This window comes from Exiguobacterium sp. UBA6309 (genome assembly GCF_002439205.1).
In the GTDB taxonomy this organism is placed as follows: domain Bacteria; phylum Bacillota; class Bacilli; order Exiguobacteriales; family Exiguobacteriaceae; genus Exiguobacterium_A.
Map to the genome: position 1 here is coordinate 93,066 of NZ_DJTL01000038.1, position 15,499 is coordinate 108,564.

Sequence of the window (15,499 nt, forward strand, 5' to 3'; positions counted from 1 at the left end):
TAAGTTCCCCCTTCAAAAATCTCATATCAAGTTTTGATTGCGTTTCCAATTAATGTTACGATGATACTAATTTCAAATTACCATTACCTTATCTGACATTTCATTTTACATACACAGGAGGTCTTATTTCATGGAACGCTGTTCGTTATGTGGAACACCACTTCGTCAATTCGATACGACTTGTTCGCATTGCCAACATCCTGTTATCAAAAAAGAACAACCAGCTGAACCACCTGTTCCGTCTTCTTCACGGACTTGGCTCATCAGCACCTGTCTTTTGCTCTTTCTCGTCGGAGGAGCCGGTTTCCTGTGGTATTCGCTACAAGATCCCGTTTCCCCTGAAGCCGGTCAGACGCCTAGTGTCGAAGCACTCGCGCTTTCGGAATGGTCCGATGACCAAACAGCGTACAATCAAACGTATTCGAAAGACCGTCCTCCAACGTCCTATGATGTCCTTCGTTTCGTCCGCCAATACACTCGGACGATTCCAGAGCTTGCGACGTATTCAAAGAAATACGATTCCATCGAAACGTTTTCCGCCATCCAGTTTACGACCTTGAAGGTGTTCGAATCCGAGTTCGACCATCTCGAGCAGTTGACGAATGCCGTTGATGCTCCTGTCGCTCCAAGTGTTCTTGCCGTGACATTCCAAAAATTCACGTCAAAAGGTACCACATATCACTTGCGTACACAGGAAACGTACCAAATCGCGACAGCAACGGGTTCAAAGCCTGTGACCTACCGTGTCCATTATCGTTTGAAAGTGCATACGGATCATCTGCAAATCATTGATGTCAATCGAACGGAGGTGACCTCATGAAACGAGTGCTCCTCTGTCTGCCCCTTTGTCTCCTGATGGCGTGTTCGCCCGAAACATCCAAGATTCAAGATCAACTCGAACAACAGACTTACACCCGCGCCGTCGAACAATCGAAACAAGACATTGACGAACCGGCTGCTCGGCTGATGGTTCAGCTTGAGCGACAGCTTGCCGGTTATCAACTGCGTGATGTCTTAAAAACGGCGGAGGCGATCGAACGTCTTCAACTCGCAACGGATCATCCTGTCCGAAAACGAGCAGAAGCCATTGCCCTCAGTGCAAGAGAGACGTTGCAACAAGTCAAACAGTTTGAAGGAACATACGAAGTCGAACGAAGCACACTTGAAGATGAGCCGTTCGACGGAACCGGACGCATCCATGTCTCTTTTGACGAGCAAGATACGTTCATCGCGACGCTTCGCTTTGATCAGTTCGGTCTCCCGGACGCGCTCCGAAACGATGAAGAGATCGTCCGTTTCGAACCCGATTTCTCCGCTCGTGTCAGTTTATCCGGAGGACAAGTCAGCTACCGTTTCGTTCGTTCGACGCTCCGCGTGACGTTCGAAGGACCAGGCGGTAAGCGAATCTATCAACTCAAACAACTGTCAGATAAATAACCAGTAAAACGCCGCTTTACTTGAGACGATTCTCGAGTGAAGCGGCGTTTTTTTATGATTTTAATTTACCGTGTTGCTTGAACGTTCTCATACACCTGCTGACATAATTCATGTGTCGCCAGGCTATCAGAAGCTACGACCGATTCGGACGGTTCCCCTTTGACCGTCCGAAGGAACGCATCCAGCATATCGACGAATCCACGGCGCTTTAGCGTCGCTTCCCAGTTATCGAGCGGATACCGAAGCGTGCCTTGTTTCGTCAATTGATCGAGTGTCGTCACGTCCGTTGCGATTCGTTTTTCTTCCGGTCCCATCACTTCGACGCCTTCTTCCGTGATGCCGTTATTGCGGTTCATGACACCAATCGCCGTAATGCCGTTTGAGACGAATTGAATCGTCACGTGATGCAACCCGCTTGCGTCCTGCTTACTCTTAACGTGCAAATCTTCAATCTCACCGCGTCCTGTCAAGAAACGCAGCGTATCCGCGACATGAATGAAGTCGTCGAACAGAAACGGCTTGGCATCTTCGATGAACGACGTCCGATTCTTTTGCATGAGGACGAGATTCGGATCGTTGACCTCAAGCAAGCGCTGATGCGCTGAAGCGAAGCGACGGTTGAATCCGGTGATGAACGGTAACTGTTTCTCTTCTGATAAACGAGTCAATTTGCGAATCTCTTCAATTTCCATCGAGACCGGCTTATCAACGTAGACGGCGATTCCTGCTTCTAGCGCTTGCCGTGCCTGCTCGGCATGGACGACAGTCGCTGAATGGATCATGACCGCATCGATCCCCTCCTTTACGGCGTCAGCAAACGTCGCGTATGTTCCTGCAAAACGATACGCCGCTTGCAATCGTTTTGCTTTCTCTTCATCTCGCGAGATCAGATACACCTCGATATCAGATCGTTCAGCATAGACCGGTAAATAGGCTTTTTGAGCGATATCACCTAGACCAATGACGGCTAATTTCATATGAACTCCTCCTTTTCCACTGTTGCTTACATTCCCTATGATACGTTAATTGACACGAAAAGATGAGAAACAGCCCTTTACAGGCATCAAATTCCTTTTTTTGAAAAGAAGTGAATTTCCTTTTTTTGTTTTATGATAAAACCATATTTGAACAAGGAGGGAATGAGTTTTTATGAAGCGCTTGCTCCGTACTAGTCTTACGCTCTTATTATTGTTCGCTTTGTGTCTTCCCGCCATTCCGGCTCAGGCAGCCAGTTACCAAGTCGTCGTCACTTCGACGATTGGAGCGAACATCCGCTCGAAGCCGAGTACAGCCTCGTCTGCGACGATCGTCCGACGTGCCGCGTACAAGGCAAAATTCACAGCCGTTTCGTATACGAATGGCTGGTATAAGATCAAGGACGGAGGTACATATCGTTATCTATCGAACCAAGTCGCTAAAAAAGTGTCGAGTAGCTCCGTAAAGACGTACAAAATCGTCGTCTACTCGAAAGCTGGAGCGAACGTCCGGACATCACCAAGCACGGCCTCATCAAAGAACATCAAACGACTCGCATCCTACAACTCGAAGTTCAATGCAGTCTCGTACTCGAACGGTTGGTATAAGGTCAAAGGGAAAGTCAATTATTATTACGTCTCTAGCCAAGTTGCCCGAAAAGTGACGACGAGCAGCCCTAAACCATCGAGTGGCAGTTATCCGGTTGCATCGATGCGGTATTTCAAGCTTGGATCGTCAAGTTATCAATTGACGAAAGAAAGCTTCGTCCGCCGTTATCCAGCGAGTACGACGAAACTGTTGACGGGAATCGTCGCGTATGACGAAGCAGCACGTAAAGGCACGCTTGATCAAACGTTCACCCTGACGTCTTCGATGTTATCCGTTCCTGCAGGTAGCAGTGTCGCTGGCTTCCGTGCTGGCGATAAAGTCACGATGCGTCAACTCTTGAACGGGATGCTGATCCGCTCTGGTAATGATGCAGCAAAAGCGATCGCTGTCCGGACAGCAGGTTCTGAATCGAAGTTCGTCTCGTACATGAATAACCGCGCCCGTTCAATCGGAATGAGTGCGAGTCATTTCATGAACCCACACGGTTTCTATCATCCAAGTCATTACACGACAGCTGCTGATATGCAAAAACTCGCGAATACATATGCGAAGTACAGCACGCTCATGACGATCAGTGGACGCAAGTCGTATCAGACGACCGTTAAAGGACCGTATGCACGGACATTGACGTGGTATCATACGAATACGTCGCTTCCAGGAGATACACGTGTTTATGCGAGCAAGACTGGTTACACACCGGAATCTGGCTACACACGCGTCTTCTTCATCAAAAAAGGATCGACACGATATGGTCTCGTCACACTGAAAGGAACGTTGTCCCAAACCGAGACGACACTTCGCTCCGTCTTAAATCAATAATCGACTCATCAACAGTCTGGTTTTCCGTTTCGGGATCCAGACTGTTTTCTTTTTCCTTCAAATTATACTTGCGCTGAAAGCGAATTCATCTTAGAGTTAACTTTAGAATCAGACGTCTGACGTCTTAATGAAGGAGAGTTTTTACGTGGGAAATGTCAGTTTGTTATTTGGGGGCGTTGCGCTCTTTTTAAATAGTTTGACCTTGTTTGGAAAAGTCGATCTCCGTAGTGCTGGTGTCTTCAGTCTCATCACGGGTCTACTGCAAACGTTCATCGCAACGTATCTTGTCATCGGTGCTGTCGGTGATCCGGCGTTAACGTTCGGTTACGCGAGCATTTACTTGTTTGCCTTTACGTATGTGTATGTCGGCATCACATTTCTGTTCAATCTTGACGGAAGCGGTGTCGGTTGGTTTTCCTTGTTCGTTGCGATCGCCGCTTTGTTTTATGCATTTGTCAGCTTCACGACAGCAGACATCATCGGCGGGATGACATGGTTGTTCTGGGTATTGCTCTGGAGCCTGTTTTTCCTTGGGATGGGAATGAATCGTCCGATTGACGCGATCACTGCCCGCGTCGCCCTCGTATTAAGCTGGTTGACGTTGATCGTCCCGGCACTGATCGGTCTTCGGTTTGGCTACTTCAGTACGGCATACCAATGGTTATGGAGCGGCGCTGCCATTCTGACTGTCGTCTATTTCCTCTATACGATGATAAAATTCTCGATGCTTCGGACGATCCGCTCGTCGTGACATGCTAATCGATTCATCAAAAAAAGATGTCTATTTCCGGTCATGAATCGGAGATGGACATCTTTTTTGATTGATGGAGAACGCTATCGTTCATCCGCGACTCCTACAGGAAAAGAAAGTGCCATAGGTACTTTCGTCAGGGATGAATCAGACCCGGCAAACTGCATGAAATGTTGGTTGCCGCGGCTGATTTCCCGCCTGAGGAAAGCGCGGATGAGAGGAGCGTTCGTTTCGTTATCAATCAGTCCTGCTAGCGCATTTTTTCTCTCCATGCCAATCACTTCAATGCATTCTGCAGCTGTGCTTGAACCTCTTTCAACGACTTGTTCGTCGGATGCCAGTAATAGATGCCGTCCGATTCGATGCCACCTTTTCCGTCGAGTGATAAGGTCTCGACATTTCGTAAGGCATCCCGGTAGTCCGTCACGACCGTCCGGGCAACGGAAAATGGTACGTTCGTCTTGACGTTTTTCCCGAGGGCGTCGAGGACAGCATTGAAGCGACGAATCGAGAAGTCCTCTGTCATTTTATCGGCGACTGCCTGAACGACTTGCCGTTGGCGGATTTGTCGTCCGAAGTCCCCACGTGGATCATCGTGCCGCATACGAGCATAGGCGAGTGCTTCCTTCCCGTTCAGTAATAGTTCTCCTTTTGGGAACTGCATCTCATAGTACGAAAAATTGATATCGTTCTTGACTCTGACCCCATCCACCGCATTGACGAGATCCGTAAAGCCCGCTAGATTGATCTCAGCGAAATAGTCGATTCGAATCTTTAACAGATGACTGACCGTATCAAGCGCCATCTGTGGACCACCGAAGGCATAGGCATGGTTGATCTTATCATTTGAACCATTGCCGATGATGTCTGTCTTTAAGTCGCGCGGGATGCTGATCATCTGACTGGTATTCGTTTTCGGATCAATCGTCACGACGATGATCGTATCACTCCGTCCTGTCTCATTTTTTCGTTGATCGACGCCGAGTAAGAGAAACGAGAATCCTTTTTTCTGCTCGACGGTTTTTTCCGTCTCAACGCTTGCTTTGACCGGTACCTGGACTTCTTTGAGCGTCTGACTCGCTTTATGATACACATATCCGCCTGAACGAAAGAGAAGGAGCAGGCAAATCCCCGTAAGTGTCAGTACGATCCATTTCCATTTCTTCATCACCCATTCTCCTTTTCTTCAATTTGAATTCAGGACGGTCGTTGTGCTTCGAGTACCAGCAAAGCATTGCGCCAGCTACCGAACAAGGCAGTGATGACTCCGATGCTTGGCGCATCACGTCCGATACTGAACCGTTGATAACTTGCGATCGTCAGATGCTCCGTTTCGCGAGCGGCTTCAGCAAGTACGTCGAGCACTTCTTCTTCCCGCCAGCGTTTGCGCGGGAATTCGATCCCAATGATTTCAAGTGCGTTTGACCAAGAGCCGTACCGGCGGGCAATCGTTGCGACGGTCGGACGATTTTGACCAGCCGCCCACTTCGTGTAGGTCTGACTCGTCAAGACCGGCAAGACCCCTTGCGCTTCCAGTAATGACTCGATGATCCGTTGTTCCATTTCCTGGACGCGTTCCTTTAAGATATCCGCTTCTGACAATGCCTGCTGCCACGAGTTGAATTGATGGACGATATCCGTCAGGCTTGGTGCTTGTTTCTGTTGTGCCCATTCGCGGTACGTCGCACTCGTGAAAGGATGGAGTTCCTCACGTGCCTGACGCAAGGCGTCAATGATTTCCGATTTCGTGAACGTCAAGCGGGCATGCCCGATGCCTGCTCGTTCCAAAGCGATTTGCCACGATCCAAACAGCATCAGGATTTCCGCGACGCTTGGATGAGTAGTGTGGAGTTGCCAGCGGAAATAGGTATTGGCCGTCAATTCATTCTTCCCGTCCGCAGCGAGACGGAGTGCGTGGATCGCTTCCTCCATATCGCGCATGACGATGTCCCCTTCCCATATATTCATGACTGGACGTTCCGGCGTACGGTCGTCTGTAAAGCATGACGAACGTTTCGGATGACGACGGCTTGTTCAGTGAACGTCATTTGTGAAGCAGACGGAAGGCAGATACCGTCTTCAAACAAACGACGGCTGACGTCAACCCCTTCTGCTGTGACGAATGGTACGTCGCGATAGACGGGTTGTAAGTGCATCGGTTTCCAGACCGGGCGAGACTCGGCATTCGCTTGTTGCAGTGTCTGAATCATCGCATCGCGTTGCGCTTGACCACCCGGTAAAAGAAAGGCACTGAGCCAGCGGTTGGCGAATGTTCCAGGCTGCTCGGCTTGCGACGTGACGCCGTCCGGGGCAAAGGCACGGTCGTAGCGATCAAAGATTTTCCGCCGTGCGTCGACGCGTTGATCGAGGACTTCGAGCTGTCCCCGTCCGATCCCAGCAGCGACATTACTCATTCGGTAATTGTAGCCGACTTCCGTATGCTCATAATGCAAGACCTGCTGTCGCGCCTGTGTTCCGAGATAAAAGGCACGTTCGATCAGAGCCGGATCATTGGCGACAAGCATCCCGCCGCCTGACGTCGTGATGATTTTGTTGCCATTGAATGAATAGATTCCGAACGTTCCGAACGTTCCGGTCATCCGCCCGTTGACACGAGTCCCGAGTGATTCTGCAGCATCCTCGATCAACGGAACATCGTACTCTTCACAGATCGCAGCAATCTCCTCGATCTGCGCTGCAACGCCGTACAGATGAACGACGATGACGGCTTTCGGAAGTTTTCCTCGTGTTGCCGCCTGGATCAACGCGCGTCGGAGTGCGACGGGTGACATATTCCACGTCTCCTCTTCCGAATCGATCAGGACGGGACGGGCACCAACGTAGCGAATCGGATTCGTCGAAGCGATGAACGTCAAGGACTGACAGAAGACATCATCCCCCGTCGTGACACCAAGCGTCGCGAGTGCCAAGTGAATGGCTGCCGTACCACTGCTCGTCGCAAGCGCTGCGCGAGCTCCCGTGTAGGCGCGCATCTCTCGTTCGAAGGCGTCGACGTTCGGTCCAAGCGGTGCGACCCAGTTCGTCTCGAGTGCTTCCGTGACGTAACGTGCTTCTTGACCACTTAAGTGCGGGATGGAGAGCGGGATGTGTTTCATGATGTTTCCTCCCTTCGAGGTGACAGCTGACGGAGCGGCGTCCGGTAGATCGGGAACCACTGTCCTGTCTCGACTTCCGGATGTTGTCGTTTGATTTGTCGTGCGAGCCGGTCATAAATCGTCGGATCAAGAATCGATGTCCCGAGTCCAAAAAACGTTTGATTCGCACTAAAGGATCGTTTGTAGGCAAGCAAGCTATCCGTATTCGATCGTGTCGTGCCTCCACCGAGATGAAGCGCTTGAAAACCGGCTTGTTTTGCCCAACGAATCATCTCCGCGAATAACAGATGGTTGGGTCGAAGGACTAAGGATGCGGGATCAGACGCACCGAGGTGATAATGCGCGAACTGGCGACCAGTCAAGACGATACATCCGGCGATGATCCGTCCGTCATGTTCAGCAAGCAACAGGACATTTTTGATTCGTCCGTCCGCGAAGTGATCGAAGTAGGTCTGATCAAAGTAATACCGGGCATCGGCTTGATGTTTGTCCATCGTCATCTGATAGAGACGCGCGAAGTCCCGGTATTCTTCCGGGCGTCCCAGACGAATCGTGACGCCTTCGCGACGCGCCTTCCGGATGTTGCGTCGCGTCATTTGCGAAAAGTCGCTTTCGATCATCTCGAACGGGTCCGTTAGTTCGAGTGTCACGGTCGGCTGCAGGATCTCCGTTTGATGGCACCAGTATTGACCCAGTTCTTGATTGTGCAAGAGTGGATGGAAGCGAACCGTCTCTGTGACGATTCCCGTCTCATTGCAATAGCGTTCGAATCGCTCGCGCGCTTCGCGAATCTGATCGAGTGACCAGATGCCTTTGAAGGAAGGACCACCGTAGCCGTAAGGTGTCGTGATATCTTCAAAGAGTGTGCCTGGAATCCGTCGCCGCAAGTACGGATAGATCAACGTCCCAAACTCCGTCGGATAATAAAATAACTCAGGAATCTCGTCGTGTTCCTTCGCGAGTTCGAAGTAAGCATGTTCGTAATAACAATCGAGCTGATAGGTCGCGACGAGTGCATCCCATTCGCGCGGATCCCGGATCAACCGTTCATCGCTTAACGACATCATGGGGAACACCTCCGTCGAGACCCTTGAACTCACCCATCCCAGTCTGATGAGCTGTCGAGTTCCCTTCTGACGAGATGACCATCTTGAACGTCTTGAACAGGATATAGAGATCGAGTCGGAACGTCTTGTGTGCTGCGTACCATTGATCTTGCTCGAGGCGTTGTTGCCACGTCGTCGCGTTTCGTCCATGAATCTGCGCCCAGCCCGTCAGACCAGGAAGGACATCATGCCGTGTCATCTGCTCCTTCGTATAGTGGTTCAAATAACTGACGAGTAACGGACGCGGCCCGACGAAGCTCATCTGTCCGCGAAGAATGTTAAAGAACTGCGGAATCTCATCAAGGCTTAAGCGACGAATCCACTCGAGTGATGCGGGAATCCGGTCTGCATCCGGGAGAAGTTTTCCCTCAGCATCCGTTTCGTTCGTCATCGTGCGGAATTTGTAGATTTTGAACAACTCCCCCTTGTAACCCGGGCGGACTTGATTGAAGAAAATCGGACGACCGAGCTTCGTATAGATGACTAAGGCGACGAGGGCGTAGACGGGAATCAGGATCAAGATAGCGATAAGACTAACCGTGAAGTCGAATGTGCGTTTCATGATGACGTCCTCCTTTTACATGGCTGAAAAGAGATCAAGTTGTCGTTTGATGACGTCGGCTTCGTTGAAATGTTTCATGGCACGGTCAAATCCGTTCCGTCCCATCTCGTTGGCACGGTCAGGATGTTCGACGAGTGTGTTCATCCGTTTGGCAAGCTTCGTGATATCGCGGACTTCGATGAGATAGCCTGTCTTCCCCTCGACGACTTCCTCACGACAGCCGCGGATGTTTGTCGCGATGACTGGTTTTGCGCTCGCCATCGCTTCGATGATTGATCGTGGTACGCCTTCGCGATGTGACGGTAAGACGAAGGCATCGACTTGTTGGAACAAATTCGGTACGTCTTCGACGAATCCAAGGTAGTCGACGTTTGGAATCTCGCGGATCCGCCGTAAGAATAAGTGTTTCGTCGTCTGATCGCGCTCGCTTGCCATCATCTCACCGGCAATGACGAGACGGGCTTCCGGGTGACGATAGACGACATCCTCGAATGCATCGAGCAGTTCGAGAATTCCTTTCTCTTCGACGATCCGACCGATGAATAAGAACGTAAACGGCGCTCCGGCTTCACGTGGTCGTGGGTAGAAGCGGGTCAAGTCGATGCCATTTCCGAGATGCATCAGCCGGGTATTCGCTTTAAAGCGTTTGCGCTGGGCGAGTTGATAATCTTCCTCGCTTTGAAGGAGCAGATAATCGGTCGCGAGACGTGCCAACCACTTTTCGACTGAATACGTTAGCTGATACGTCATCCGCCCCATCTTCTCGTGAAAGTAAAAACCGTGTGCCGTATAGACGATATGCTTCGTCCCGGCACGTTTGGCGGCGACCCGTCCAAGGGCAGCGGCGACTGGTGTGTGGACATGGACGGCGTCGTAACCATCCTCTTTCAAGATTCGCGTGATTTCACGGATCGTCCGCCAGTTACTCGTCCAGTCGATTCGCCGCTCGATCGGAATGTCATGCATCCGGAATCCCTTTGCTGCCAGTTTCACCGAGGCACCCGTGTCGGCACAGGCGATGCCGACGTCGTGCCCCGCATTTTGTAAAGCGAGTAAGAGCGGCTGCAACATCGTCTCTGCCGTCGTATCGAGAGCACAGACTTGAAGGATTTTTAGAGGCGCCATACGTGGACCCCCTCCGGTTGTTCTGCTCGTGGCAACATGCCTTTGATGTCGACGACGATGCCGCGACCGACCTTCAGTAAGTGTTGTGCCAGATTCCAACCACCTTCAACGTATTCTTCGTGTGAGACGGCGAAGATGACGACGTCGGCTGGTTTGAGTTCACTCATCTCGAGTAAGTCGATCCCGTACTCACGTTTTGCCTCACTCTTTTCGACGAGTCGGTCCGTCACTTGGACGTCGATTCCGAACTCTTCGATTTCATGAACGAGGTTCGCAACTTTCGAGTTGCGGATGTCGCTGACGTTTTCTTTGAACGATAATCCAAGAATGGTGACCCGGGCGCCGAGCACCGGCATGTTCTGTTTGATCAGGTTCTTGACGAGCGCTGTGGCGATGAAACGCCCCATCGTATCGTTGATCCGGCGACCGGCAAGGATGACTTCCGGATGGTAGCCGAGTGACTCCGCCTTCATCGTCAGATAGAACGGATCGACACCGATACAGTGACCGCCGACGAGACCCGGACGGAACGGGAGGAAGTTCCATTTCGTACCGGCTGCTTCGAGGACTTCGAGCGTATCGATGTTCATCCGGTCGAAGATGATTGCGAGTTCGTTCATCAAGGCGATGTTGAGGTCGCGTTGTGTGTTTTCGATGATTTTTGCTGCTTCCGCGACCTTGATCGATGAGGCACGGTGGACACCGGCTTCGACGACGGCTTCATAAACTTCCGCGACGATATCCAGTGTTTGTTCATCTTGGGCGGAGACGATTTTTTTAATCGTCTTGAACGTGTGCTCATGGTCACCCGGGTTGATTCTCTCCGGTGAGTAGCCGACGAAGAAGTCGACACCAGCGCATAAGCCGGACGCTTCTTCAAGGACCGGGATACAATCTTCTTCCGTAGCTCCAGGGTAGACGGTCGACTCGTAGACGACGATGTCGCCTTTATTGAGCTGGCGACCCACGAGGTGCGACGCCCGTAAGAGTGGTGTCAGGTCCGGCTGGTTCTGTGCATTGATTGGTGTCGGAACGGCGATGATGATGAAGTCGCTCGCCTGCAGTGCCGATGGCTCTGAGACATAATCAACGGTCGCGTTCTTTAACGTGAAGGGACTCAGTTCGAGTGTCGCGTCAATCCCTTCTTGGAGTTCTTGAACGCGTTGTTCCTTGATGTCAAAGCCGACGACGTCTGTTTTTTCGCCAAAGGCGACGGCGACGGGAAGTCCGACGTAGCCGAGTCCGACGACGGCAATCGAACGGTTGGCAATGGGAAGTGCACCCGTATGGGCTGCTGTCGTATCTACGATGTGTTTGACTGCCTTGTTCATGTTGGGTTCCTCCTATTTCATCGACTGTTTGACGATCAACGTTTTTCCGTTCGGTTCTTGTTTGACGTGTTCGACGGGTTCAAGGACGATTTTCATCTCGGAGCCGAGTAACTTGCGCATCTCGTTCAAGAGAATCTGTTCGTGCTTCGGTTGGAAACGTTTCGCATCCGGAATATAGCGGAGTGTCACGTGATTGAGCGCATGCTGCTCGACTTGGAGCTGTAAGACTGAGTTCGGCAGTTCCCGGGCAATCGTCGTGATGTCTCCTTCGAAGACTTTGCCGCGCTTCTCACTGACGATGTAGCTCGTTCCCCGTCCGTCGATCGAAGCGATGACAGGACCATTCAAACCGCAATTGCATGTCTCGTCACTGAGTGTCATCCGGTCACCGATCCGGTAACGAATCAGCGGTGTGCCGCGTGTCGTAAAACAGGTGACGACGACTTCTCCGTCCTCTCCATACGGTTCGATGATGCCAGTTTCGTGGTGTAGATGCAGTTTATGATGGCGACACTCTGAGATGATTGGTGCCCCTTCCGAGGAACCGTATTGATCAAAGACCGGGACGCCGAACGCTTCCTCAAGGATGGAGCGCATCTCCTCCGTCACCGTTTCTGATGTCGGGAAGATGGCAATCAGCGGGATATCCAGTTGAATGTGGTGCTTCAGCATATAACGGGCGATTTCGACCATCGCCGTCGGTGTTCCGTCGAGTGCGCGTGGTTGAAAACGATTCAGCTCCTCGATATAAGCTGGGAAGTTCTCTTCCTTCATGTGAAAGATCGAGACGAGCAACTGATTGAGTGGCCGGTTCATCCGCCAGAAGATCGGTTTCGTTTGATCGACGGCTGTCAGCGTTCGACCGGTGAAGCTTGCCCGGCGCATTCCGGCCTTGAAACCGTGGAGTTCCTTGAAGTAATCAAGATGGGCCATCCGTTCCTGGACATCCTCGCGCATGAACGCGACTTGGAGCGACTTTCCGCTCGTTCCTCCTGTCCGTCCGCGGACCGGCGCATCGACACGGGACATGAACGCATCATTGTTTTGGCGAAGCGTCTCTTTTTCAAGGATCGGAATCGTCTTCAGCTGCTCGAGTGACGTAAACGGTAACTGGATGTCATGTTCGTGAAAGAGTTGTCTGTAATACGGTGTATGCGCCACAACAAACGCGAGAAAGGCATTCAGACGTTCGAGTTGTTCCGCTTGATAATCCCGCGTCCGGTCCTTCATCCGGAGCTCCTTCATCTTTTGCTCATAGAAGTGACCGTAGCGTTCTTGCATCAACTTCCGACCGTATAACGAGGTCAGCCAATTTTGGATGAAAATTGGAGAGCGATAGTAGATATTCTCTTTAAGCGCCATCTTGGATTTCCTCCTTCATCAAGTAATGGCTCTCGTACCAGTCGATGAATGCATGGACACCAGCTTCGACCGTCGTCTGTGGTCGGTAGCCGATTGTCTCGAATAGTGAAGAGACATCGGCGAAACTTTCCGGGACGTCACCCGGCTGTAACGGCATCCCGTTCTTGATCGCCGTCTTACCGAGGCGTCGTTCAATCAAGGCGACGAATTCACTTAAGCGAATCGGGCTATGACTACCGATGTTGTAGACGCGATACGGGACGTTGCTACGATCCGGTAAGGGATTTGACGCGTCAAACGTCGCGTCGACTTCCGGTTCAGTCTGGAACAAACGATAGATGCTTTCGATGATATCGTCGACGTAGGTGAAGTCTCGTCCCATCTCGCCGTAGTTGTAGAGATCAATTGGTTCGCCCTTCGCAATTCCCTCCGTGAACTTGAACAGTGCCATATCCGGGCGCCCCCATGGACCGTAGACGCTAAAGAAGCGAAGCCCTGTCGTCTTGATGCCGTAAAGGCTGCTATACGTGTGCGCCATCAGTTCGTTCGCTTTCTTTGAAGCGGCATAAAGACTTAGCGGATGATCGACGGCATCCGTCGTCGCAAACGGCATCTTCGTATTCGATCCGTAGACGGAACTCGATGAAGCGTAGATCAACTGCTCGACGGGATGATGGCGACACGCTTCTAGAATCGAGAGAAAACCGACGATGTTTGATGTCATGTAGACGTCTGGTCGGTCGATGCTGTAGCGTACGCCTGCCTGTGCTGCCAAGTGGAGAACGAGATCAATTGATTCCTGTTCAAAGATTCGCGCGACGGCTCCCGTCTCTTCGAGTGAGACCCGGTAAAACGTGTAGTTCGTGCCGAGTTCAGCAAGTCGGGCTTCTTTTAACGTCGGGTCGTAATAGTCGTTTACTTCATCGAGTCCGATGACCCGGTAACCCTCCCGGATGAAACGACGTGCGGCATGAAATCCAATGAAGCCAGCGATACCAGTGATTAAGATCGTTTTATTCGGCACGGTGTTCGACCTCCTCGAAGTAGTGGCGCGCTTGCAGGCGCATGTAGTGAACGGATGTATAGACGATGAGTAACATCGGGAACAACTTATACCGGTGTCGGATGGCCGTTCCGACGTTGCCGGTTCCAAGACCAAAGATCAACGCGTTGAGTGCAAAAAGAAGGAAAAAGAAGAAGAGGACGCTGCCGAACGGATGCTGACGAATCAGTTTGAACGACCGAATGATGGCAAAACAACCGATGAAGTAGAAGATGGCGTCGAGGAAGAAAATCAGGATGTTCATGACACTCGACCACTGCCACGGGAATGGTGAGAACAGGAAGTAGATCATCCGGATCGGTGAGTAGAGAATCATGTCGCCTGGACCTGTCACCGCCAATCCATTCAAGTAAGCGGAGCCGCCACGATCGTAACTCATCCCGCTGAACAGCTGTCCGTTTTCCGAGACGTGGGTGAACTTCGCGAACAAGACGTTCTGGAAGCTGTAGACGATGAAGCCGACGACGAGTACTTGGAAGATCAGTCGCTGTACCTTCGTCGGTTCAAAGTCCATGCGTCGTGTCTCATGGCTATAAAACGAGAAGTAGACGAGTAAGACGACGATTCCGACGGCAAGACCGGAGTGGAACATCGTACTGACGAAGTAGCCGAGATATGCGAGAATCATGTACCTGCCGGACTTCTCTTCCGTCCAACGCACCATGTAATAAAGCGTGTAGACGATTCCAAGGGCGACGATCTGATCCCGTAAGAGAATCGGTGAGAGCAACAATCCTTGCGGGAAGAACGCGAAGATGAGTGTTGCACCGAAGACGTATCGTTCCGGTAAACGTAATCGCTGTAACGTCTTTGCTAGAATGACGACGGCGACGACGCCAAGGATGACGTTGAAGAACTGAGCTAGGATCCGTTCCGGTCCGAACATCAGATAGAAGATTCCGAGAAACTTGGAATAGGTGCCGCGGACGACATCATTGAAGGTCGACGGGTCGGTGAAGATTTGGACACCTTCGAGATGAAAGGCTTCCGTATCGTCCCCACTGTGCGGCGGTAAGCGGAACAGTTCGAGATCGATGAACATCAAAACCAATCGGACGAAGAAAGCGGTGATGAAGATGAGATAGAGCGGCGTCGTCTCGGCTTGGCGGAGTAGGTAATAGAGAAACAACACCGAGTTGATGAGCAGCAAGGCGGTCACGTACGTGTCCGGGAAGAGCGACCGGGCGAATTGACAAACGAGCGCTTCGATGACGATGAGTAAGAGAATTGGTCGCATCTTCTT

Annotated in this window: 16 protein-coding genes; 4 read left to right on the forward strand and 12 right to left on the reverse strand. The window is 51.4% G+C overall.

The genetic code is table 11. The features are described 5' to 3' along the window. The first annotated feature begins 130 nt into the window (after window positions 1-130). The gene (locus B3M90_RS13635; RefSeq protein ID WP_290784496.1) at window positions 131-820 is read left to right on the forward strand and encodes a hypothetical protein; all 690 of its coding nucleotides are present in this window, start codon (window positions 131-133) and stop codon (window positions 818-820) included. Further along, window positions 817-1,437 (forward strand): hypothetical protein, encoded by a 621-nt coding sequence (locus B3M90_RS13640; protein ID WP_290784498.1) that lies wholly within the window; start codon window positions 817-819, stop codon window positions 1,435-1,437. The genes B3M90_RS13635 and B3M90_RS13640 overlap by 4 nt, the downstream gene beginning before the upstream one ends. A gap of 65 nt (window positions 1,438-1,502) precedes the next feature. Here the strand turns inward: B3M90_RS13640 and B3M90_RS13645 are convergent, their stop codons facing one another. After that, window positions 1,503-2,414, reverse strand: coding sequence for a Gfo/Idh/MocA family protein (locus B3M90_RS13645; RefSeq protein WP_290784500.1), 912 nt, complete (start codon window positions 2,412-2,414; stop codon window positions 1,503-1,505). Between the two features lie 172 nt (window positions 2,415-2,586). On the opposite strand from B3M90_RS13645, the gene B3M90_RS13650 reads away from it, so the two are divergent. Next, window positions 2,587-3,840, forward strand: a complete 1,254-nt coding sequence (locus B3M90_RS13650) for an SH3 domain-containing protein (protein ID WP_214852298.1) — start codon at window positions 2,587-2,589, stop codon at window positions 3,838-3,840. Window positions 3,841-3,985: 145 nt separating this feature from the next. Further along, window positions 3,986-4,591 carry an AmiS/UreI family transporter gene (locus B3M90_RS13655; protein ID WP_290784502.1) on the forward strand — a complete coding sequence of 202 codons (606 nt, stop codon included), beginning with the start codon at window positions 3,986-3,988 and terminating at the stop codon, window positions 4,589-4,591. Window positions 4,592-4,674: 83 nt separating this feature from the next. Here B3M90_RS13655 and B3M90_RS13660 read toward each other — a convergent pair whose 3' ends face one another. Genes B3M90_RS13660 through B3M90_RS13710 form a run of 11 tightly spaced genes read right to left on the reverse strand, consistent with a single transcriptional unit; the run spans window position 4,675 to window position 15,493 of the window. Then, a complete protein-coding gene (locus B3M90_RS13660) occupies window positions 4,675-4,863 on the reverse strand; it encodes a hypothetical protein (RefSeq protein WP_290784504.1) in 189 nt (62 codons plus the stop codon). 5 nt (window positions 4,864-4,868) lie between these two features. Continuing rightward, a complete protein-coding gene (locus B3M90_RS13665) occupies window positions 4,869-5,759 on the reverse strand; it encodes an LCP family protein (RefSeq protein ID WP_290784506.1) in 891 nt (296 codons plus the stop codon). Between the two features lie 29 nt (window positions 5,760-5,788). Beyond that, window positions 5,789-6,532 (reverse strand): hypothetical protein, encoded by a 744-nt coding sequence (locus B3M90_RS13670; protein WP_290784508.1) that lies wholly within the window; start codon window positions 6,530-6,532, stop codon window positions 5,789-5,791. A 23-nt stretch (window positions 6,533-6,555) separates the two neighbouring features. Continuing rightward, window positions 6,556-7,707: an aminotransferase class I/II-fold pyridoxal phosphate-dependent enzyme gene (locus B3M90_RS13675; RefSeq protein ID WP_290784510.1), complete on the reverse strand. Its 1,152-nt coding sequence runs from the start codon at window positions 7,705-7,707 to the stop codon at window positions 6,556-6,558. Next, window positions 7,704-8,774, reverse strand: a complete 1,071-nt coding sequence (locus B3M90_RS13680) for a lipid II:glycine glycyltransferase FemX (protein ID WP_290784512.1) — start codon at window positions 8,772-8,774, stop codon at window positions 7,704-7,706. The genes B3M90_RS13675 and B3M90_RS13680 overlap by 4 nt, the downstream gene beginning before the upstream one ends. Next, window positions 8,755-9,375 (reverse strand): sugar transferase, encoded by a 621-nt coding sequence (locus tag B3M90_RS13685; RefSeq protein WP_290784514.1) that lies wholly within the window; start codon window positions 9,373-9,375, stop codon window positions 8,755-8,757. The genes B3M90_RS13680 and B3M90_RS13685 overlap by 20 nt, the downstream gene beginning before the upstream one ends. A gap of 15 nt (window positions 9,376-9,390) precedes the next feature. Next, window positions 9,391-10,500, reverse strand: a complete 1,110-nt coding sequence (locus tag B3M90_RS13690; RefSeq protein WP_290784516.1) for a glycosyltransferase family 4 protein — start codon at window positions 10,498-10,500, stop codon at window positions 9,391-9,393. Then, window positions 10,488-11,831, reverse strand: a complete 1,344-nt coding sequence (locus B3M90_RS13695) for a nucleotide sugar dehydrogenase (protein WP_290784518.1) — start codon at window positions 11,829-11,831, stop codon at window positions 10,488-10,490. Before B3M90_RS13695 ends, B3M90_RS13690 begins: the two co-directional genes overlap by 13 nt. 12 nt (window positions 11,832-11,843) lie before the next feature. After that, window positions 11,844-13,193 carry a phenylacetate--CoA ligase family protein gene (locus B3M90_RS13700; protein WP_290784519.1) on the reverse strand — a complete coding sequence of 450 codons (1,350 nt, stop codon included), beginning with the start codon at window positions 13,191-13,193 and terminating at the stop codon, window positions 11,844-11,846. Beyond that, window positions 13,183-14,217 carry an NAD-dependent epimerase gene (locus B3M90_RS13705; protein ID WP_290784521.1) on the reverse strand — a complete coding sequence of 345 codons (1,035 nt, stop codon included), beginning with the start codon at window positions 14,215-14,217 and terminating at the stop codon, window positions 13,183-13,185. The genes B3M90_RS13700 and B3M90_RS13705 overlap by 11 nt, the downstream gene beginning before the upstream one ends. Then, window positions 14,207-15,493, reverse strand: a complete 1,287-nt coding sequence (locus B3M90_RS13710) for a glycosyltransferase family 39 protein (RefSeq protein WP_290784523.1) — start codon at window positions 15,491-15,493, stop codon at window positions 14,207-14,209. Before B3M90_RS13710 ends, B3M90_RS13705 begins: the two co-directional genes overlap by 11 nt. Window positions 15,494-15,499: the final 6 nt, after the last annotated feature.